This window comes from Streptomyces sp. NPDC028308 (assembly GCF_055565855.1).
This window is the reverse complement of sequence record NZ_JBVHTO010000014.1, coordinates 301,352-320,322: the sequence shown is the minus strand read 5'-3', so window position 1 is coordinate 320,322 and position 18,971 is coordinate 301,352. Positions and strand designations below refer to the sequence as shown.

Below are 18,971 nucleotides of genomic sequence, written 5' to 3'. Positions count from 1 at the left end.
CACCCGTGCGGCGGTCGCCAGGAGGGCGTGCTTCGACGGCAGCCGGGTACTTCCCGGGACATGCGACTGAGCGTGGTGGATGTGGGATCGAACACTGTCAGACTGGTTGTCGCGGACGCGGAGGGCGGGGTGCCGCTGCCGGTGCACACGGCCAAGTGGCGCCTACGGTTGTCCGAACACGTGGAACCGGACGGCCATATACCCGAGGAATCGGTGCAGCAACTCGTCCTCGCGGTGCGCGCCGCCGCGCGGACCGCTCAACGGTGGGGTGCCGTGGGCCCGTTGGCGTTCGCCACCGCCGTGGTGCGCAACGCGCCCAACCGCACGGAGATCCTGCGGGCCGTACGGAGCGAGACAGGCGTGCCGCTGTGCACGCTGCCGGGCGAGGTGGAGGGCGAGCTCACGTTCCTCGGCGCCCGAAGATGGATGGGCTGGCGGTCGGGGCCGCTCGCGCTGATGGACATCGGCGGCGGCTCACTGGAAGTCGCCTTCGGCCGGGGCAGGTTGCCGGACTTCGTGGCCTCGCTGCCGCTTGGCGCAAGCCGGTTGACGCAGGAGTACCTGCTGGACCAGGACCCGCCGACGCCGGAGGCGTTGCGGGCGCTGCGGCGCCGGGTGCGCCACCAGTTGCGGGACGTCGCGGCCCGGATCCGCTGGGAGGGGCCCCGTACGGCGGTGGCCACCTCGCGGACGTTCCAGCAGCTCGCGCGGCTGTGCGGGACGGCCCCCGGTCGCAACGGGCCCTTCGTGGAGCGGGAGCTGCACCGCAGGGAGCTGGGCGCCGCGATCCCGCGCCTGGCCGCCCTCCCGGCCCGCGAACGCGCCCGGCTCCCCGGCATCTCGGCGCCCCGTGCCGCGCAGAGCCTCGCCGGCGCGGTGGTCGGGCACACGACGATGAAGCTCACGGGCCTGAAGAGGGTCAGCATCTGCCCGTGGGCGATCCGCGAGGGCGTACTGCTGAGGCACATCGAGGAGGGCGGGTCCTGGTGGGCCGAGATCAGCGAGCACTGCGACGACATGCCGCCTCCGCCCACCGGCGCGGGGACCGTGCCGCTGCGCATCGCGGCGCAGGCCCGCTGACCCGGCACTCCGGCTCCGGGTGACCTGTCCGCACCAGGCCGGGCGGGACCGCCGCCTCACTGCGGCGGCGCTGCGAGCGGGTTCTCGGCCAGGGCGCGCGCGACGCCGTACAGGTTGGCCGCCATGGCCCGGCCGGTGCGGTGCGACCATTCCCGGCCGCGCTCGTCGTCCAGGTAGTCGGGGCCGGGTCCGGGGCCCAGGTGCCAGTACGTCCATGCCTGGCCGGGGATGGTGTAGCCGATGTCGGCGAGCGCGCCGGAGATCTCGCTGATCACGTGGTGCGCGCCGTCCTCGTTGCCGGTGACGACGACGCCCGCGACGCGGTTGTAGGCCACGGGCCGGCCCTGGTCGTCGGTCTCGGACAGCATGCCGTCCATGCGTTCGAGCACCCGCTGGGCTACGGACGAGGGACGGCCGACCCAGGTCGGCGACGCCATCACCAGGATGTCCGCGGCCAGGAGTTTCTCGTGGACGCCCGGCCAGGCGTCGCCCTCGCCGGCGGCCTCGCTGGTCACACCCGGCAGGATGTCCAGGTCGACGGCGCGTACGACCTCGACGGCGACGCCCTCCTTCACCAGCTGCCCGACGACCACCTCGGCCAGGGCCTCGGTGTTGGAGGGTGCGGGGGACCGCTTGAGCGTGCAGTTGACGACGAGTGCCTTCATGACGCCTCGGAGTACCCGCCCGGCGCGTCCCCACACCGCGGATGACCTGGCGCGTGGCGGGTACCCGGCCGCCATGACAGAAGATCGTCCAGGACCGAAGCTGCCGCAGGGCCGCGGCCCCCTCTCGACGGCCGTCACCGCCCATCTGACGGGCACGGGCGCCCTCCCCTCGCCCGAGGACGTCCGGGCGGCGTCGCCCTACGGCGACGACCTGCAGCTGGCCCTGTACTGCTGCTACGAACTGCACTACCGGGGCTTCGCCGGGGTCGATCCGGACCTGGAGTGGGACCCGGAGCTGCTGCGGACCCGGCGGGCCCTGGAGGACCGGTTCCTGACCGCCCTGCGCGCCGACACCCAGGTGCACGACAGCGTCGAGGCGGCGGTCAAGGAACTGCTCGTGGAGCCGGCGGAGGGTACCGGAGTCAGCCACCATCTGCGCGACGAGGGCGAGTTGTGGCAGGTCCGCGAGTACGTGGCCCAGCGCTCGCTCTACCACCTGAAGGAGGCCGACCCGCACGCCTGGGTGCTGCCACGGCTGTGGGGCCGGGCCAAGGCGGGCATGGCGGCCGTCGAGTTCGACGAGTACGGCGGCGGCAGGGCCGAACGGGTGCACGCCCAGCTCTTCGCCGACATGATGAAGGATCTGGGGCTGGACACGGCGTACGGCGCCTACCTGGACTCGGGGTCCGCGGAGATGCTGGCCGTCGTCAACATGATGTCCCTCTTCGGTCTGCACCGGTCGCTGCGCGGCGCCCTGGTCGGCCACTTCGCGGCGGTCGAGATCACCTCCTCGCCCGGGTCCCACCGGCTCGCGGAGGCCATGCGGCGTACCGGCGCGGGCCCCGCGGCCGAGTTCTTCTACGACGAGCACGTCGAGGCCGACGCGGTGCACGAGCAGGTCGTCCGCCGTGACGTGATCGGCGGCCTGCTGGCCGAGGAGCCGCACCTGGAGGCCGACGTGGTCTTCGGCATCGACGCCACCGGCCATCTGGAGGACCGTCTCGCCGAGCGTCTCCTCGCGGAGTGGCGGGCCGGAAGGCCCACGATGCGCGATACCCATATTTCATGATTCCCCGGGTACTCGGCCCCGCGTGAAACCTCTGGCACTTCCGGGCGTGTACGCCCCACAGGATGACACCACTCTGCTGGTCGACGCGCTGGCCGACGAGCCGCTCGCACCCGGGGCCCGGGTGCTGGACGTCTGCACGGGTACCGGCGCCCTGGCCCTGGAAGCCGCGCGGAAGGGCGGCCGGGTGACAGCCGTGGACGTCTCGTGGCGGGCCGTGTGCACCGCCCGGCTGAACGCCCGCCTGGCCGGACTGCCCGTGCGCATCGTGCGCGGGAACCTCTTCGCCCCGGTGGCGGGCCAGTCGTTCGACCTGATCCTCACCAATCCGCCGTACGTGCCCGCGCCCGGCGCCCAGAGCACGCCGCGGGGCGCCGCCCGGGCCTGGGACGCCGGTCAGGACGGCCGGCTCGTACTGGACCGGATCTGCCGCGAGGCGCCCGCCCTGCTGCGGCCGGGGGGCGTGCTGCTGATGGTCCACTCGGCGCTGAGCGGGGCCGATCCCACCCTCAGGCTGCTGCGGGCGGCGGGGCTGACCGCCTCGGTGACGGAGCGGCGCTGGGTCGCTTTCGGACCCGTGCTGCGCGAACGGGAGGGCTGGCTGCGCGAACGCGGTCTGCTCTCCGCCGACGACGAGAAGGAAGAGCTGGTGGTCATACGTGCCGAACGACCCGTCTGACGCCGCGCGCCGGATCACCGTGCAGCGCCGCGGCCCGCTCCTGGTGGACGGCCCGGTCGAGGTCGAGCTGGAGGACGGCAGCGTCGTCTCCTCCGACCGCTTCCGCGTCGCCCTGTGCACCTGCCGGCTCAGCCGCCGCTACCCCTGGTGCGACACCAGTCACCGTCGCTCGAAGCCGACGTGAGATCCGGCGGACCTCCGCCGTGCTCCGCTCCAGGACGCCACCCTCGTATGCGGCGATGCGCTCCGCCCCGGGCACATGCCGAGGGCCGGCGGACGGCCCCACTCCGTCCTGCCGGCCCTCGGTGCGAGATCACGTGGTCCTCCGCGACGGGGGCTCGCACTCCCCAGTTACGGCCCTCGACAGATGCTCACGGGGGCCGCGCGATCCCGGTCCCTCAGAACGCGAAGACGGTCATCCCGTAGGAGTTCTTCACGCACTCGTTGGCGAAGGTGCGCTCGTACGACACGCGGCGGCCCTGCCATACGCCGTCGACGGTCACGACCACCGGATCGAACTGCTTGGTGCACATCACCTCGTCCCTGACGTCCAGGGCGTCGAAGTCCCCGCCGGAGGCGCGGAGTTCGGCACACGCCCGGACCGGGTCCGGATGGGTGCCCGAGGCGGTCGGGGCACAGCTCAGAGTGACCGCCCGTTCGGGCGTGACGCCCTCCGCGCCGTCGCCGTGCCCGGTGGTGAGCACCAGGGCCGAGGGGGCGTAGAGCGAGGCGGGCGCGGGGGTGGGGGCTGCGAGGGCGGAGCCGGCGAGGGGTCCGCAGACGGCGGTGGCCGTGAGGGTCAGGGTCGCTGCCCAGCGCGCGGTGTTCGGCATTGTGTGCATCCTTCCGCTGTTCGGAGGCGTACCGGCTCGGGTTGGTTGCCGGTGCGGCGAGCGCGAGTCTGCCGAGTCCGGCACGGAAACACACATCGACCCCACGCGTTTCGGTAACTTTGAGTATTGAATCAGTGGCGCGAAGTCACAGAATTCGAACGTGCAAGCCCCATGGCTACGGGGTCGGTGATCGCCGGAATCGGCCCGCTGGCCGGTTTCCCACGGCTCGGCAATAGGCCTGAAACATTCCGGTTCGGCCTGCGGCGACACCGTCCGGCGGCGTCCCGGACACCTCTACGCCGAGGCGCGCACCACGAGTTCGGGCGTGAAGACCAGTGAGACGGGCTCGGTGCGCACCCCGCGGATGTGCTCGTCGAGCAGCCGTGCCATCGCCGCCGCCATCTCCTCCACGGGCTGCCGCACGGTCGTCAGCGGCGGACGGCACGTCACCGCCACGCTGGAGTCGTCGAAGCCGACCACGGCGACGTCGTCCGGCACCCGCCTGCCGCGCTCCCGCAGCAGTTGGCAGACACCCTGGGCCATCAGGTCGTTGGCCGCGAACACCCCGTCCACGTCCGGGTGTTCGGCCAGCAGCGCGGACATCGCCGACATCCCGCTGTCCAGCGTGAAGCCGCCCTCGGCGACCGGCACGTGCGGGTGCCCCCGGCGGGCCATCGTGTCGCGGAAGCCGGCGAGCCGGTCCTGGCTCGCCGAGACGGCCAGCGGGCCGGTCACCGTGACGATCCGTCGGCAGCCCCGGTCCAGCAGGTGCTCGGCGGCCAGCCGCGCCCCGTCCCGGTGGGCCAGGTCGACGTGACTGAGCGGCACCGGCCGCGACGGACGCGCGAACAGCACGGCGGGCACTCCCGCGTCGGCCAGCAGCGCGGGCAGGGGGTCGTCCGCGTGGGTGGAGACGACGAGCGCGCCGTCCGCGCTGCCCTGCCGCAGGTAGGCCAGCGCCTGCTCCCGTGCCGCCGGCGACTCGGCGAACATCAGCACCGGATGCATCGAGCGGGGCCGCAGATAGCCCACCACTCCCCCGACGACGCGCCCGAAGAACGGATCCGCGAACACGCGGGTCGCGAACCCGTTCTGCTCCTCCTCCGAGGCGTCACCGGCGCCGGAGACGATCAGCGCGACGGTCTCGGTCCGCCGGGTCACCAGGGAACGGGCCGCCCGGTTGGGCGCGTAACCGGTCCGCTCGATGGCCCGGCGCACCACGTCCTGGATGGCCGGATCGACGTTGCGTACGCCGTTGACGACCCGGGACACGGTCGCCCGGGAGACCCCCGCCTCCCGCGCGACGTCCTCCAGCGTAGGAGCCTGTCTGCTCATCCCCGCACCCTAACGGGCCGGTCCGCGAACGGTATAGAGCGCTCTCCCGCACCCGCGGGCCGGGTCAGCCCGGAGCCGTCACCTCCACCGCGGCCGTCAGCGGCAGATCACCGGCCGACCGCCCGGCCAGCACCAGGAAGCGGCCGGGCTCCGTCCGCCAGGCCCGTTCCGCGGGCGACCAGTGCCGCAGGGCGCGCGCCGGCACCCGGACGCACGCCGTCACCGTCTCGCCCGGGGCCGCCCGGACGGCCGCCCAGCCCGCCAGCCACCGCGCCGGGCGCTCCCACTCCGAGGCCGGCCGCGCGAGATACACCTGTACGACCTCACGTCCCGACCGGCCGCCGGTGTTGCGGACGTCGACGCGCACCGTGAACGGCGCGCCCGCCTCGGCCTCGGTCGGCACGCTCACGTCCTCGTAGCACCAGGTCGTGTAGCCGAAGCCGTGGCCGAACCAGTAGGCCGGCTCCCGGTGTTCGCGCAGCCAGGCCCGGTAGCCGATGTGGAGGCCCTCCTCGTAGTCGAGCCGTCCCGCGTGCGGGCGGGTCCGGGTGACCGGCGCGTCGGCCAGGGCGGACGGCCAGGTGGTGGGCAGGCGCCCGCCCGGTTCGGCGCGGCCGAACAGCACGTCGGCCAGTCCCGCGCCGGCCTCCTGTCCGGGGAACCAGGTCAGCAGGACGGCGCCGGCCCTCGTGTGCCAGGGCAGTTCCACCGGTCCGCCGCTGTTCACGACGACCACGGTGCGGGGATTGGAGTCCGCGACCGCGCGCACGAGGTCGTCCTGCCTGCCGCCGAGGGCGAGGCCCGTCCGGTCGTGGCCCTCCGACTCGTCGTGCTCCGTCGTGCCGACGACCACGATCGCCGCGTCCGCCTCCCCGGCCGCACGGGCCGCGGCGGCCAGCGACTCCTCGGCGCCGATGTCCGGCGGTGCGGCGCTGACGACCGTCGCCCGGCCGGTGCCGGGGGCCAGTTCACGCCGCGCCACCAGGTGCGCGGTGCGCCCGGCGGCGAGGTGGACCCGGCCGTGGTGGGCGGGTGGGTTCACGTGGACGACCGCGGGATCGTCGGTCTGCCTCGGGAAGTCGCCGTCCACCAGGGTGTGTTCGTCCACGGTGAGGCTCAGCCGGCCGAAACCGGCGATGCCGAAGGTCCATTCGCCGGTGGTCCTCGGCAGCAGCAGGGCGCTGATCTCCACGGTGTGCGCGGCCGGCACGACGAGTGGCTCCAACTGGCGCCCGGTCTGGCGGTGTTCGGCGTAGATCTCGGCCCCGGACACGTCGAGCACGCGCAGCAGCACACCGGGGACGCCCGAGCGCGGGTCCCGGCACAGGTCCATGTCCAGGGGCGGCGGCGGAGCGTCCGGTGAGGGCCCCGGCACGTGGACGACCCGGGCCCGGCCGCGCAGCCAGGTCCGGATGCCGTCGAGCGGGGTGACGACGGCCGACGGGAAGACACCGGCGCTGCCACCGCCCTGCACACGCGGACGGGTGGCGTGCGCCCCGATGACGGCGACGGTGCCCAACGCGTCCGGGTCCAGGGGCAGTACGTCGCGGTTGTGCAGCAGCACGGTGCTCGCGGCGACGGCGCGGCGCAGGAGGAGCCGCGCGTCGCGGGAGCGGACCGGGGGCGCCGTGGCCCGCGGTCCGCCGAGCGCGCCGGCCCGGTCGGCGAGCCGCAGCAGCCGGCGGACCTTGTCGTCGACGGCCGCCTCCGGGACCGCCCCCTCCTCGACCGCGCGGACGAGCGCCTCCCCCCACGGGCCGTCCGGGCCCGGCATCGCGAGGTCGAGACCGGCGGCGCCCGAACCCGCCGTCGAGCGCACCGCGCCCCAGTCGGACAGCACGACGCCGTCGAATCCCCACTCCCCCTTGAGGGGTTCGGTCAGCAGGGGGCTCGCCGTCATCGTGTGTCCCCCGACTCCGTTGTAGCCGGCCATGACGACCCGGACACCCGCCTCGACGGCCGCCTCGAACGGGGCGAGGTACACCTCGCGCAGCGCCCGCTCCCCCACCCGGACGTCGACGGTCAGCCGGTCGGTCTCGGAGTCGTTGGCGACGTAGTGCTTGGCGGTGGCGGTCACCCCGTGCGCCTGGACACCGCGGATCAGGGCGGCCCCGGTGCGGCCGGTGAGTTCGGGGTCCTCCGCGAAGCACTCGAAGTGCCGTCCGCCGAGCGGGGTGCGGTGCAGGTTGAGGGTCGGGGCGAGGACGACGTCCACGCCCTTGCGCCGGGCCTCGGCGGCGAGGAGCCCGCCGAGGCGCTCGGTGAACTCCTCGTCCCACAGGGCGCCGAGCGCGGAGGCCGAGGGCAGCAGCAGCGCCGGGTCGCGCTCGTCCCAGGCTTCCCCGCGCACCCCGGCGGGCCCGTCCGACATCACCAACTCCCGCAGTCCGACCGCCGGTTCGGCCGCGGTGCGCCAGGTCGTCGCACCGGTGAGCAGCCGGACCTTCTGCGGCAGGGTCAGCTTGTCGAGCAGGCGCTCGAGTTCTTCGTCGGTCATCGTTCACGGACTCCGCTCAGCGGTAGACGCCGAAGTGATACAGCGAGTAGCCCCAGCCGGTGCCCCGCGCCGTCCCGTTGACCCGCACGTACCGGCCGGTGCCACTGACGTCGAGGTCGTCGACGCCGCCGTTGCCGTCGCTCACGCTGCGGACGGTCTGCCAGTTCTGGCCGTCGTCGGAGGTCTGGACGGTGTAGGCCTTGGCGTACGAGGTCTCCCAGACGAGCTGGACATGGGTGAACGACGTACGGGACCCGAGGTCGACCCGGATCCACTGGGGGTCGCTCCAGTCGCTGGCCCAGCGGGTGTCGGCCTTGCCGTCCACGGCGTTGGCGGCCGGGCAGGGGCAGTCGCCGCCCGAGGGCTGGTACGAGGAGGCGGTGGCGGGCTTGCCGAGGGCGACGTCGGTCCCGTTCACCGGCGGGGCGACCACCCGGATCGAGCGGGTCTCGACGCCGACGTTGCCCTTGCCGTCGGTGGCCTTGACGTACAGCTTCCACACGCCGGGCCGGTCCGGCGCGGTGAAGCGGAGCCGGCCTCCCCCGAGATCGGTGGCGGGCAGCGAGTTGAGCTGCTTGGACTGGTCGACGTAGTTGCTGTTGACCAGGACCTCGTAGGAGACGGGGTCGCCGTCCGGGTCGGTGGCCTTGGCGCTGACGGTCACCTGGCGGCCGGCCGGCACCTTGGACGGGTCGGCGTCCAGGGCGAGTTCGGGGACGACGGGCGGGGTGTTGTCGCGCGAGGTGTCGGCCCCGTACGCCTTCTTCACCGCGTAGTACGACAGGCGCTTCTGGCCGGCCGGCAGCAGGTTGAACCAGATGCCGCCGAAGTCGTACTCGGTGCCGTAGTGGAACATCGTGGCGCCCAGCGCGACACCCTGGTGGCCGGTGACGCAGTTCCAGGCGCGGGTGTAGCCCTCCGCCTTGGCCTGGTCGGTGGGCTCCTTCGGTACGCCGTTGGCGTCGTCCGGGACCTCCCACTCCCCCGCGGGCCCGGTCTCGGTGACGATGTACGGCTTGGTGTAGCCGCCCTGCTGCCAGTTGGCACGCACGTCACACACCGCGTTGTAGGCGTTGACGGCGTACAGGTCGAGGTCGGGCGCGTTCCTCTTGTAGTAGGGCCAGGCGCCGGTCCACGCGTCGGTCGAGGTGACCGGGTGATTGGGGTCGACGGCGTGGATCTTCCTGGTGATGTCGTTGACGAGGGTGGTGTAGGCGTTGCGCTGCCGTTCCAGTTCGTCCCCGCTGTAGCAGTTCTGCAGACCGAGGACCGACTCGTTGCCGACGTTCCACATCAGGACGCCGGGGTTGTCCTTGTAGGTGGCGGCCCACTTGGGGAACTCGTCGAGCACCTGGTTCTTGTACGTGGTGTCGGTCAGGTAGTTGACGCAGCCGCCGCTGCCGGGGCCGCCGCCCGGCTGGAGCCAGAAGCCGGCGATGACCTTGATGCCGTTGGCGGCCGCCGAGTCGAACAGGGGCTTGCTGGAGGCGTCGGTTCCCCAGGTGCGGATGGTGTTGACGCCCATGGACCTCAGGTCGGGCAGGTAGCGGTCGGCGTCCGCGACGGAGGGTCCCCAGGTCAGTCCCTTGACCTGGTAGGGGCGGCCGTCGACGGTCAGCTGCCAGTTGCCCTGCGAGCCGGTCACCTTGACGACGCTGCCGGCGGCCTGGGCCTGCTGTGCGGGCAGTGCGAGTGCCCCCGCGGCGAGCAGGGTCGCCACGGCGGGCGCCGCGGCCCGGCGCGCGGCGGTACGGGATCTGGTCATGTCTGCATCTCCGGTGTGCGGGAGGGGGGAGCCGGTCGGCCTGGGGGAAGGAGCCGGGGCCGGCGGTGGGGGCCCGGCCGGAGGGGCGGGTGCCGCTCCGGCCGGGCGGCTCCGGGTCAGGGGAGCCGGTAGTTCGCGTCCAGCGCCGCCCCGGCCTCGGGGTGGGTCTGGTCGTAGCCGCGGGCGTCGCACTGGAGCGCGCCGACGACGCAGTGGTCCACGAGCGCCTTCAGCGTCGGGTCGTCCCAGGCGTTGAAGAAGTCGTAGTGGAAGGAGTAGCCGGGCCCGCTCGCCAGCCTCACCTGCGAGAGGTCCCCGTTCACGGGGAAGGCCATCTTGAACTCGATCATCGGCAGCGCGACCGGGTGGGACGCGGGGCAGATGTTGTTGTTCGTGCCGGGGTTGACCACCGGATACGCCATGTGGCTCTGGTGGTCCGGGGTGTCCAGGTACCGGCCGTCCCAGCAGCTCGGCGCCTGGAACCGGATGTTGAGCTGGACGTCGGGGCTGGTGGGGCAGCCGGCCGGGAACTGCACGTTGAAGTAGCTGTTCCCGCACTCCCATCCCTCGACGAAGCCGCGGTGGTTGCGGAACTGCTCCGCGGTCTGCATGGGGCTGCCGACCACGAACCGCAGCCCCTTGGGGAAGGGCCGGACGCTGGTGTAGTCCGTGACGCCGGCCTTGTAGTAGATGGTCTGCGGTCCGACCGGCAGCACCGCCTGCGTCCCCTTGAACAGGGTCGGCATCCAGTACGCGGACTTGTCACCGGGCGCCTTGCAGGTGGTGGACCCGCCGCCGAGCGAGGCGGTGGAACTGGCCGCGCTCGTCGTGGTGTTGCCCATGAAGGTGTGGTCGTGGGACTTGCCCGGCTGGCCCGGATAGACGATCGGGTCGTCCGGACGGGTGTGGGACACCGAGCAGTTGGCCTGGAACTCGTGGAAGTAGCGGTGGGGCGGCTCCTTGGTGGAGGGCTGGACGCCGGTCACCTGCGGGACGGCCGGGATGTAGCCGTCGCCGTCCGGGTCGTCGGGTGAGGCGGCCGTGGACGCGGCCATCACATGGCCGGCGTGCGAGACCGCGGCCGGTTCGGCCTGCGCCCCGCCGGTGGGGAGCGTGTCGGCGCTCATGGCGACTCCGCCGAGGCCGAGCGAGGTCAGCAGCAGTGCGCCGCTGACGAGCATTCCTGAGACGATCTTCGATCTCCGTGCCATGGAGACCTCCTGCCACGTCGAGGGACGGTGGGGGTCGGGCGGCCGTGAGGGCGGCGTGCGTCCCGCGACGGCTCACCGAGGGACGATCACCTGTGCCGGAAACAGGTGGGAGAGCGCTCTCCCGTCCTGGAGTGTTGTGGCGGTGACGCGGGAGTGTCAAGGCATCCGACGAGGTGTCATATGAGCGCCGTCACGCATCTCTTGAACTCAACCCCGGACCGGACGCCGGGACCGTGGAGAACTCCCGTCCCGTCGAACAGGGCCAAACCGGCGCTTAGTTGCCGTTGCCTCCGCAACAACTCGCGGGACTGCGGTCACAACTCTTGACGCGTCGTTCACACGGATGAAGCATTCATCGGCGAGAGAGCGCTCCCAGACACCCCACACCGTTCATTTCCTGAACCAGGAGAGTCTCCCCCCATGCCCCCTGCCCCCACAGGTCCCTCCTCGTCCGACCGGTCTCCCCTCGCCCGGCGCACGGTGCTCGGCGCCGTGGCCGCCGCGGCCGCCGCACCCGCACTGCTCGCCGCCTCCTCCCCTGCGCAGGCGGCGCCGGGCACCGCCCGCGCCCTGCCCGGCGGCGGCGACCTCGGCCCGAACGTGATCGTCTTCGACCCCGCCACCCCCGGCATCCAGGCCAGGCTGGACCAGGTCTTCGCCCGGCAGGAGTCGGCGCAGTTCGGCACCGGCCGCTACGCGCTGCTGTTCAAGCCGGGCACCTACAACGGGCTCAACGCCCAGCTCGGCTTCTACACCTCGATCGCCGGCCTCGGACTGTCCCCGGACGACACCACGATCAACGGCGACGTGACCGTCGACGCGGGCTGGTTCAACGGCAACGCCACCCAGAACTTCTGGCGTTCGGCGGAGAACCTCGCCCTCAACCCCGTCAACGGCACCAACCGCTGGGCCGTCGCCCAGGCCGCCCCCTTCCGGCGCATGCACGTCAGGGGCGGTCTGAACCTCGCCCCCGACGGCTACGGCTGGGCCAGCGGCGGGTACATCGCCGACAGCCGCATCGACGGCACGGTCGGCCCGTACTCCCAGCAGCAGTGGTACACCCGCGACAGTTCCGTGGGCGGCTGGACCAACGCGGTCTGGAACATGGTGTTCTCGGGCGTGCAGGGCGCACCCGCGCAGAGCTTCCCGAATCCGCCGTACACCACGCTCGACACGACGCCCGTCTCCCGGGAGAAGCCCTTCCTCTATCTGGACGGGAGCACCTACCGGGTCTTCCTGCCGGAGAAGCGCACCAACGCGCGCGGCACCACCTGGGGCAGCGGGACACCCCGGGGCACCTCGCTCCCGCTCACCCGGTTCTACGTGGCCAAGCCCGGTGTCACCGCCGCCACCCTGAACGCGGCGCTGGACCAGGGCCTGCACCTGCTGCTCACCCCGGGGATCTACCACCTCGACCAGCCGGTCCAGGTCAAGCGCGCCAACACCGTGGTCCTCGGGCTCGGTTACGCGACGCTGATCCCGGACAACGGCGTCACGGCCCTGAAGGTCGCCGACGTCGACGGCGTGCGGCTCGCCGGGTTCCTGATCGACGCCGGGCCCGTCAACTCGCCCACGCTGCTTGAGGTCGGCCCCGCCGGAGCCTCGGCCGACCACTCGGCGAACCCGACGACGGTGCAGGACGTCTTCATCCGCATCGGCGGGGCCGGCGCGGGCAAGGCGACCACCAGCATGGTGATCAACAGCCGGCACACCATCATCGACCACACCTGGGTCTGGCGCGCCGACCACGGGACCGGCGTCGGCTGGGAGACCAACCGCGCGGACTACGGCATCCGCGTCAACGGCGACGACGTGCTGGCGACCGGCCTGTTCGTCGAGCACTTCAACAAGTACGACGTCCAGTGGTACGGCCAGCGCGGCCGCACGATCTTCTTCCAGAACGAGAAGGCGTACGACGCGCCGAACCAGGCGGCGATCCAGAACGGCTCCGTCAAGGGGTACGCGGCCTACAAGGTCGGCGACTCCGTGACCACGCACGAGGGCTGGGGTCTGGGCAGCTACTGCTACTACAACGTGGACCCCACGATCGTGCAGCACCACGGATTCTCCGCGCCCGACAGGCCCGGGGTGAAGTTCCACGACCTGCTGGTCGTCTCGCTCGGCGGCAACGGCCAGTACGAGCGCGTCATCAACGACACCGGGTCGCCGACCTCCGGCACCTCGACCGTGCCGTCCACGGTGGTCTCCTACCCCTGACCGCTCCGGCCCGCCCGCACGAGCGGTTGCGTCCCGGGCGTCCTGCCGCCACCCCCACGGCACAGGGCGCCCGGGCCCCCGCGCCGCTTAAGCGAGCCCTAAGAGATCTTTATGCAGCAAGGCTGCGGAAAAACCCGCAGGTCGGGGCCCCTCTCCCGGCGACGCGAAACGTTGGCCGGGGCAACCGTCCTGCGTAGCATCACTCCCATCCCCCTGACGATCGATCCCGCACATCCGCAACTCCCCACCCCCACAACGAGGTTCGGCATGTGCACACACCGCTGCCGCTCTCTGCCCTCCGGCGGCCCGGCCGCCCTCGCGACGGTTTCGCGAACCTCGGCAGGGGGCCGGGCGCCGTCCACGGCCCGATCCGCGGGCCCGGCCGCTCCGGCACTCCGAACTCCACGACAGCGGGGGCACTCCGGGCCGCCCCGGCTCCCGGACGTCGCCGGCACCACCTCCCCCACGAGAACAGGAACCGCATGATCACCCGTAGAAGGATGTTCGCCTCCCTCGCCGCCGCAGCCGTCGCCGGACCGGGCCTCGCCCTGGTCGCGCCCCGCGCCCTGGGAGCGGCCGTCCCGGACGGCTCCGGCACCGCGGCGGCCGGAGCGCTCCCGCTGACGATCGTCAACTCCACGGGCGAGTACGCCAATTCGTCCGTGTACGTCTACATCGTCGGCAACCAGGACGGCCGCCAGGTGCGGGTCACCCCGAACGGGACCCTGGCGCCCGTGGCCCTGTCCGACAACGGCGCCGACGGGTACACCGACTACGCCATCCCGCTGGCCGCGGGCGGCGAGACAACGTTGTCCCTCCCGTACATGTCCGGCCGTGTATACGTCGCTCTGGGCAGCAAGCTGAGGTTCAAGGCCGTCACCGACGGCGCGGGGAACGCGGCGCTCCAGTACCCCGCGGGCTGGGTCGCCTCCGACCCCAACTACGACGTGCTGCACGACTGCGCCGAGTTCACCTACAACTCGGCCGGGATGTTCTGCAACACGACGATGGTCGACATGTTCAGCGTGCCGATGGCGATCCGGCTCACCGGCGCCGCCGACCAGACCACCGGGACGCTGGTGGCGGGCGGACGCGACAAGGTGTTCTCCGCCGTCAGGGCCGTCGACGCCTTCGCTCCGCTGGTGGTGGGCGACCGCCGGGTCATCGCCCCCGGACACGGTCTGGACGCCGGGCTGTTCGCCAAGGACTACCTCGCTTCGTACATCGACGAGGCGTGGAGCACGTACGCCTCCAGGGACCTGTCGGTCACCACCAACGCCGGGACCTTCATCGGGCGGGTCAGCGGGGGCACGCTCTCCTTCACCGGGCCCGCCTCCGTGTCCTTCGCCAAGCCGTCCACGCGTGACGTGCTCTTCTGCGACGGTGCGCTGGCCGCGCCCAACGACGGCAGGACCGGTCCCGTCGCCGCGGTCCTCGGAGCCGCGTTCAACCGCACGACCCTGGTGAGCACCGCGGACCAGCCGACCACCGACCCCGCGTCCTTCTACCGCACCGCGGTCACCAACCACTACGCGAAGGCGGTGCACGCGGCCACGGCCGACGGGAAGGCGTACGGCTTCGCCTTCGACGACGTGGCGGACTTCGCCTCGTACGTCCAGGACACCGCCCCGACCGGCATCCGCCTGTCCCTGACCCCGTTCTCCTGACCCCACCGCGAGCCGCCCGCCGGACCTCTCCCCGCCCCTGCGGCGGGCGGGGCCCTGCGGGGGCTTACGCCCGATCGGCGGTCACCCTCAGCGGGCGGCGGGCTTCTCGCTGCGGGGCTCGGCGAAACCCTGGACCTTGATGTGGTCGATCGCCTTGGGATGGCAGGTCAGCCATTCCCCGCACACCCGCCACTGGTGGACGGTGCCGTCAGCGAACTGGACGAAGACCTCGGCCACCAGCAGGGCGTCGCAGTGCCCGGCCGTGGTCATGGAGCAGACACGGTCCTTCGTCTGCGCGACCGCGGGGAAAAGCGGGCGGATCTCCAGAATCGGGGACTTCATCTCCGTTACGACGTGCATGCGTTGAGACTACGGCCCCACCCGCTTCCCCGGCCGTCGTTCTCCGGTGACAGGGCGCGTACGCGGTGGACCCGGGTCGGTCGGCCCGGAGGGCCTCAGAATGCGAGCGTGCGGGCGATGTCCAGTGTCAGGCGGTGCCAGGTGTCTCGGGGGTCGCGGCCGGTGAGGGTGTGGACGCGGCGCAGGCGGTAGCGCAGGGACTGCGGGTGCAGGTGCAGGCGGCGGGCGGCGGCGTTCGCCGAGCCGGTGTCCAGGTAGGCGACGAGGGCGTCCAGCAGATGGCGTCCGGCGGGTTCGGCGAGCGGGCCGAGGACGAGCCGGCCGATGTGGTCCGGGGCGGCGGCCGGGTGCCCGGCGAGCAGCGCGAGGACGTGCGCGTCGGCGTCGGTGAGCACGTGACCGGGCCGGTGGGCGTGCGCCGGTGCCGTGTCGAGGGCGTCGGCGGCGAGGCGGTGGGCGACGGCGACCCGGTCCAGGCTCTCGCCCGTGAGCGCGCAGCCGCGCCAGGAGCGTGCGGCGAGCACGGTCCCGGCCCCGTCGGCGGCGGTGGCCGGCAGCAGCAGGACGGCGCGCGGTCCCCGTACCGTCGCCAGGGACGTGGTGTCCCCGTCGGGTGCGGTCAGGTCGTCGAGGAGGCCGGCCGCCGCGTCGTGCGACATGTCGGAGCCGTCCGCGACGGCCGGCTCGGCGACCAGCAGGCAGTACGGGTCGGGGAGTTGGATGCCGAGCCGGGCCGAGCGGTCGGCCAGCGCGCCCACCGAGGCGTGCCGGCCCGCGATCAGGTCGTCGAGCAGCAGCCGCAGCGCCCGGCCGCGGTCCCCGGCGAGGTCCTCGCTGGTGGCGGCGTACGCGGTGGCCATCTCCTCGGAGAGGGTGTCGAGCGCGGTCAGCAGCATCCGGGTGAGGGCGAAGGCGTCCGCGGCGGCCAGGTCCGGCGCGCGGGCCGCGATCTCGTCGGTGAGCACGGTCGCGGCCACCCGGTAGGCGCGCAGCACCGCCTGGACGGGACGCCCGTCGGCCGCCCGGGCCGCGGCGATGCCGCGGAACCGCCTGAGGTCCGCCGCCTCCAGTACGCCGTCGGTGGCCCACAGGTGCAGCAGGCGTTCGAGGCCCCAGGCCGCGATGGCCCGTACCTCCGGCAGCCGGCTGTCGTCGAGGGCCGCGTAGACGGGGACCTGCTCGTGCACGGCGGCGACGACCGCCGCGACCACGCGCGGGTCGGCGAGCAGTTCCTGCCGGACACGCTCCCTGTCCCCCGCCGGGGGCGGTGCGGCGGCGGCCTCCTTCGGCGTCCTGCTTGTCACACCGTGATGATCCCAGCCGCGCGATGTGCGCACCACGGTGGACGGGCCTTGTCACACTCGCCAGGATCGACGTCGTACAGCGCGGTCTCAGGGACGAGAGGCGGGACGTACGGATGGCGAAGCACTGGGCCGACTTCCAGTACGAGATCTATCTGAACGGGATGACGGGAGCCGTACCGCGGCTGCCCACCGATCTGACGCGGCTGGAGGAACTCACCGAGCAGCGGCTCGGCCCCGGTCCGGTCGGCTATGTCGCGGGAAGCGCGGGCAACGGCAGTACCGCCCGCGCCAACCGGGCCGCGCTGGAGCGGCGCAGGATCGTGCCGCGGATGCTGCGGGACGTGCACGAGCGGGACCTGTCGGTCGAGGTGCTGGGCCGTTCACTGCCCGCCCCGCTGGCGCTCGCGCCGGTGGGCGTGCTGTCGATCATGCATCCGGACGCCGAGTCCGCCGCCGCGCGGGCCGCCGCGGCGCAGGGCGTGCCGTTCATCCTGTCCTCGGCCTCCAGCACGCCGATGGAGCAGGTCGCGGAGGCGATGGGCGACGCGGAACGCTGGTTCCAGCTGTACTGGGCCAAGGACCGCGAGGTCACCAGGAGTTTCCTGGACCGGGCGAAGGCCGCCGGGTACACGGCGCTGCTCGTCACCCTCGACACCCCGATGCTGGCCTGGCGTCCGCGCGATCTCGACCAGGCGTACCTGCCGTTCCTGCACGGGGTGGGCACCGCCAACTACTTCTCGGACCCGGCGTTCCAGGCGGGCCTCGCCAAGCCGGTGCACGAGGACCCGAACGCCGCCGTGATGCATTTCGTGAGCATGTTCGCGGACCCCGGCAAGACGTGGCCGGACCTGGAGTTCCTGCGGGAGAACTGGGACGGGCCGATCCTCCTCAAGGGCGTCCTGCACCCGGACGACGCCCGCCGTGCCGCGAGCGCCGGGATGGACGGGGTGATCGTCTCCAATCACGGCGGGCGCCAGGTGGCGGGTTCGGTCGCGGCGGCCGACGCGCTGCCCCGCGTCGTGGAGGCCGCGGGCGACCGGCTGACCGTCCTGTTCGACAGCGGTGTCCGCACCGGCGACGACATCTTCAAGGCGCTGGCCCTCGGTGCGCGGGCCGTGCTCGTGGGACGCCCCTACGCGTACGGGCTGGGCCTCGACGGGCAGGCGGGCGTGGAGCACGTCATCCGCTGCCTGCTCGCCGAGTTCGACCTCACGCTGGCCCTGTCCGGGCACGCCACCCCGGCCACAGTCGGCCCCGACGACCTGATCGAGGAGACCGCATGACCTCCGCGCACGACTCCGGGAGCGACACCGTGAAGAACGTGCTGGCCGTCGTGTCACCCCATGTCGGGGGCCGCGCGGCGGGGGCGGGGCTCGCCGCCGTCTTCCCCGGGCAGGCGCGGGTGACCGTCGTGGAGGCGGCGGACGAGGACCCCGTCGCGCTGCGCGAGGCGCATGTCGTCATCACGGGGCTCGGTCCCGTCGACGCCGGGCACATCGCCGCCGCGCCGCGCCTGGAGCTGATCCAGTGCGCGAGCCACGGTTTCGACTACGTCGACCTGGACGCGGCGCGGGCCCGGGGACTGCCCGTCTGCAACATCGGCTCCAGCGGCGCCGAGAAGCAGAACGTCGCCGAGCAGACCTTCGCACTGATGCTCGCCCTCGCCAAGCAGCTGGTGCCGGCCCACACCGCGCTCGTGGACGCGGACTGGGCACTGCCACGGCTCCAGCGGTCGATCACCGAACTGTCCGGCAAGGTCCTCGGGATCGTCGGACTCGGCCACATCGGCGAGGAGGTGGCCCGGCGCGCCGTCGCCTTCGACATGAGCATCGTGTACGCGGGCCCGCAGCCGCTGGGCCCCGAGGCCGAGGCACGGCTGGGCGGTGCCCGGTACGTCGAACTCGACGAGCTGCTGCGGGTGTCCGACTACGTCACCCTGCACGCGCCGCTCACCGAGGCGACCCGGCATCTGCTGAACGCGGAGCGGCTCGCGCTCCTCAAGCCGACCGCGTTCGTCGTGAACACCGCCCGGGGCGCGCTGATCGACCAGGACGCGCTGGCGGACGCGCTGGAGGCGGGCGCGCTGGCCGGTGCGGGCATCGATGTCTTCGACCCCGAACCGCCCACGGCCGCACTGCGGTTGCTCAAGGCGCCGAACGTGGTGCTCTCCCCGCACGTCGCCGGGGTCACCCGCGAGACGCTCGTGCGGATCGCGCTGGCCGCCGTGCAGAACGTCGCCGACTTCCTCGCGGGCAAGGCACCCCGGGACGTCGTGTCGTAGCCGCGGCGTGC

Annotated in this window: 16 protein-coding genes; 8 read left to right on the top strand and 8 right to left on the bottom strand. The window is 72.8% G+C overall.

What is annotated here, in order from left to right:
• The first annotated feature begins 60 nt into the window (after nucleotides 1-60).
• A complete protein-coding gene (locus tag ACZ4VA_RS32025; protein ID WP_389391254.1) occupies nucleotides 61-1,080 on the top strand; it encodes a Ppx/GppA family phosphatase in 1,020 nt (339 codons plus the stop codon).
• A 56-nt stretch (nucleotides 1,081-1,136) separates the two neighbouring features.
• Here ACZ4VA_RS32025 and ACZ4VA_RS32020 read toward each other — a convergent pair whose 3' ends face one another.
• The gene (locus tag ACZ4VA_RS32020; protein WP_356241457.1) at nucleotides 1,137-1,745 is read right to left on the bottom strand and encodes a flavodoxin family protein; all 609 of its coding nucleotides are present in this window, start codon (nucleotides 1,743-1,745) and stop codon (nucleotides 1,137-1,139) included.
• A gap of 73 nt (nucleotides 1,746-1,818) precedes the next feature.
• On the opposite strand from ACZ4VA_RS32020, the gene ACZ4VA_RS32015 reads away from it, so the two are divergent.
• From ACZ4VA_RS32015 to ACZ4VA_RS32005, 3 genes are read left to right on the top strand one after another with little or no spacing between them, the layout of a single operon-like run.
• Nucleotides 1,819-2,814, top strand: a complete 996-nt coding sequence (locus ACZ4VA_RS32015; RefSeq protein WP_356172744.1) for an iron-containing redox enzyme family protein — start codon at nucleotides 1,819-1,821, stop codon at nucleotides 2,812-2,814.
• A 46-nt stretch (nucleotides 2,815-2,860) separates the two neighbouring features.
• On the top strand, nucleotides 2,861-3,490 hold the full coding sequence (locus ACZ4VA_RS32010; RefSeq protein ID WP_468083480.1) for a HemK2/MTQ2 family protein methyltransferase: 630 nt from the start codon (nucleotides 2,861-2,863) through the stop codon (nucleotides 3,488-3,490).
• Nucleotides 3,471-3,674: a CDGSH iron-sulfur domain-containing protein gene (locus tag ACZ4VA_RS32005; protein WP_355790384.1), complete on the top strand. Its 204-nt coding sequence runs from the start codon at nucleotides 3,471-3,473 to the stop codon at nucleotides 3,672-3,674. Before ACZ4VA_RS32010 ends, ACZ4VA_RS32005 begins: the two co-directional genes overlap by 20 nt.
• Nucleotides 3,675-3,888: 214 nt before the next feature.
• Here the strand turns inward: ACZ4VA_RS32005 and ACZ4VA_RS32000 are convergent, their stop codons facing one another.
• From ACZ4VA_RS32000 to ACZ4VA_RS31980, 5 genes are all read right to left on the bottom strand, one after another.
• Entirely contained in the window at nucleotides 3,889-4,323 is a 435-nt protein-coding gene (locus ACZ4VA_RS32000; RefSeq protein WP_355790386.1) for a protease inhibitor, read from the bottom strand.
• A gap of 294 nt (nucleotides 4,324-4,617) precedes the next feature.
• Nucleotides 4,618-5,658, bottom strand: coding sequence for a LacI family DNA-binding transcriptional regulator (locus ACZ4VA_RS31995; RefSeq protein ID WP_355790389.1), 1,041 nt, complete (start codon nucleotides 5,656-5,658; stop codon nucleotides 4,618-4,620).
• Nucleotides 5,659-5,722: 64 nt separating this feature from the next.
• Nucleotides 5,723-8,155, bottom strand: a complete 2,433-nt coding sequence (locus tag ACZ4VA_RS31990) for a glycoside hydrolase family 3 C-terminal domain-containing protein (protein ID WP_468083477.1) — start codon at nucleotides 8,153-8,155, stop codon at nucleotides 5,723-5,725.
• Nucleotides 8,156-8,171: 16 nt separating this feature from the next.
• Entirely contained in the window at nucleotides 8,172-9,920 is a 1,749-nt protein-coding gene (locus tag ACZ4VA_RS31985; protein ID WP_468083475.1) for a discoidin domain-containing protein, read from the bottom strand.
• 116 nt (nucleotides 9,921-10,036) lie between these two features.
• Entirely contained in the window at nucleotides 10,037-11,131 is a 1,095-nt protein-coding gene (locus ACZ4VA_RS31980) for a DUF1996 domain-containing protein (RefSeq protein ID WP_356172731.1), read from the bottom strand.
• Between the two features lie 420 nt (nucleotides 11,132-11,551).
• Here ACZ4VA_RS31980 and ACZ4VA_RS31975 point away from each other — a divergent pair, with 420 nt between their 5' ends.
• Nucleotides 11,552-13,348: a coagulation factor 5/8 type domain-containing protein gene (locus ACZ4VA_RS31975; protein ID WP_468083473.1), complete on the top strand. Its 1,797-nt coding sequence runs from the start codon at nucleotides 11,552-11,554 to the stop codon at nucleotides 13,346-13,348.
• A gap of 482 nt (nucleotides 13,349-13,830) precedes the next feature.
• Nucleotides 13,831-15,015, top strand: a complete 1,185-nt coding sequence (locus tag ACZ4VA_RS31970) for a glycoside hydrolase family 64 protein (protein ID WP_468083471.1) — start codon at nucleotides 13,831-13,833, stop codon at nucleotides 15,013-15,015.
• 87 nt (nucleotides 15,016-15,102) lie between these two features.
• Here the strand turns inward: ACZ4VA_RS31970 and ACZ4VA_RS31965 are convergent, their stop codons facing one another.
• A complete protein-coding gene (locus ACZ4VA_RS31965) occupies nucleotides 15,103-15,375 on the bottom strand; it encodes a hypothetical protein (protein WP_355789339.1) in 273 nt (90 codons plus the stop codon).
• A 95-nt stretch (nucleotides 15,376-15,470) separates the two neighbouring features.
• Nucleotides 15,471-16,679, bottom strand: a complete 1,209-nt coding sequence (locus ACZ4VA_RS31960; protein ID WP_468083469.1) for a PucR family transcriptional regulator — start codon at nucleotides 16,677-16,679, stop codon at nucleotides 15,471-15,473.
• A gap of 113 nt (nucleotides 16,680-16,792) precedes the next feature.
• Between ACZ4VA_RS31960 and ACZ4VA_RS31955 the strand changes: the two genes are divergently transcribed.
• A complete protein-coding gene (locus ACZ4VA_RS31955; protein ID WP_355793890.1) occupies nucleotides 16,793-17,962 on the top strand; it encodes a lactate 2-monooxygenase in 1,170 nt (389 codons plus the stop codon).
• Nucleotides 17,959-18,960 carry a 2-hydroxyacid dehydrogenase gene (locus ACZ4VA_RS31950; RefSeq protein WP_468083466.1) on the top strand — a complete coding sequence of 334 codons (1,002 nt, stop codon included), beginning with the start codon at nucleotides 17,959-17,961 and terminating at the stop codon, nucleotides 18,958-18,960. The genes ACZ4VA_RS31955 and ACZ4VA_RS31950 overlap by 4 nt, the downstream gene beginning before the upstream one ends.
• The last annotated feature ends 11 nt before the right edge of the window (nucleotides 18,961-18,971 follow it).

Bases quoted from the DNA above. Each gene is read 5' to 3' on its own strand.
- ACZ4VA_RS31950 (WP_468083466.1), top strand. From the start codon at position 17,959: ATGACCTCCGCGCACGACTCCGGGAGCGACACCGTGAAGAACGTGCTG.
- ACZ4VA_RS31965 (WP_355789339.1), bottom strand. From the start codon at position 15,375: ATGCACGTCGTAACGGAGATGAAGTCCCCGATTCTGGAGATCCGCCCG.
- ACZ4VA_RS31975 (WP_468083473.1), top strand. From the start codon at position 11,552: ATGCCCCCTGCCCCCACAGGTCCCTCCTCGTCCGACCGGTCTCCCCTC.
- ACZ4VA_RS32000 (WP_355790386.1), bottom strand. From the start codon at position 4,323: ATGCCGAACACCGCGCGCTGGGCAGCGACCCTGACCCTCACGGCCACC.
- ACZ4VA_RS32015 (WP_356172744.1), top strand. From the start codon at position 1,819: ATGACAGAAGATCGTCCAGGACCGAAGCTGCCGCAGGGCCGCGGCCCC.
- ACZ4VA_RS31970 (WP_468083471.1), top strand. From the start codon at position 13,831: ATGATCACCCGTAGAAGGATGTTCGCCTCCCTCGCCGCCGCAGCCGTC.
- ACZ4VA_RS31995 (WP_355790389.1), bottom strand. From the start codon at position 5,658: ATGAGCAGACAGGCTCCTACGCTGGAGGACGTCGCGCGGGAGGCGGGG.
- ACZ4VA_RS31955 (WP_355793890.1), top strand. From the start codon at position 16,793: ATGGCGAAGCACTGGGCCGACTTCCAGTACGAGATCTATCTGAACGGG.
- ACZ4VA_RS32020 (WP_356241457.1), bottom strand. From the start codon at position 1,745: ATGAAGGCACTCGTCGTCAACTGCACGCTCAAGCGGTCCCCCGCACCC.
- ACZ4VA_RS31990 (WP_468083477.1), bottom strand. From the start codon at position 8,155: ATGACCGACGAAGAACTCGAGCGCCTGCTCGACAAGCTGACCCTGCCG.
- ACZ4VA_RS31980 (WP_356172731.1), bottom strand. From the start codon at position 11,131: ATGGCACGGAGATCGAAGATCGTCTCAGGAATGCTCGTCAGCGGCGCA.
- ACZ4VA_RS32025 (WP_389391254.1), top strand. From the start codon at position 61: ATGCGACTGAGCGTGGTGGATGTGGGATCGAACACTGTCAGACTGGTT.
- ACZ4VA_RS31985 (WP_468083475.1), bottom strand. From the start codon at position 9,920: ATGACCAGATCCCGTACCGCCGCGCGCCGGGCCGCGGCGCCCGCCGTG.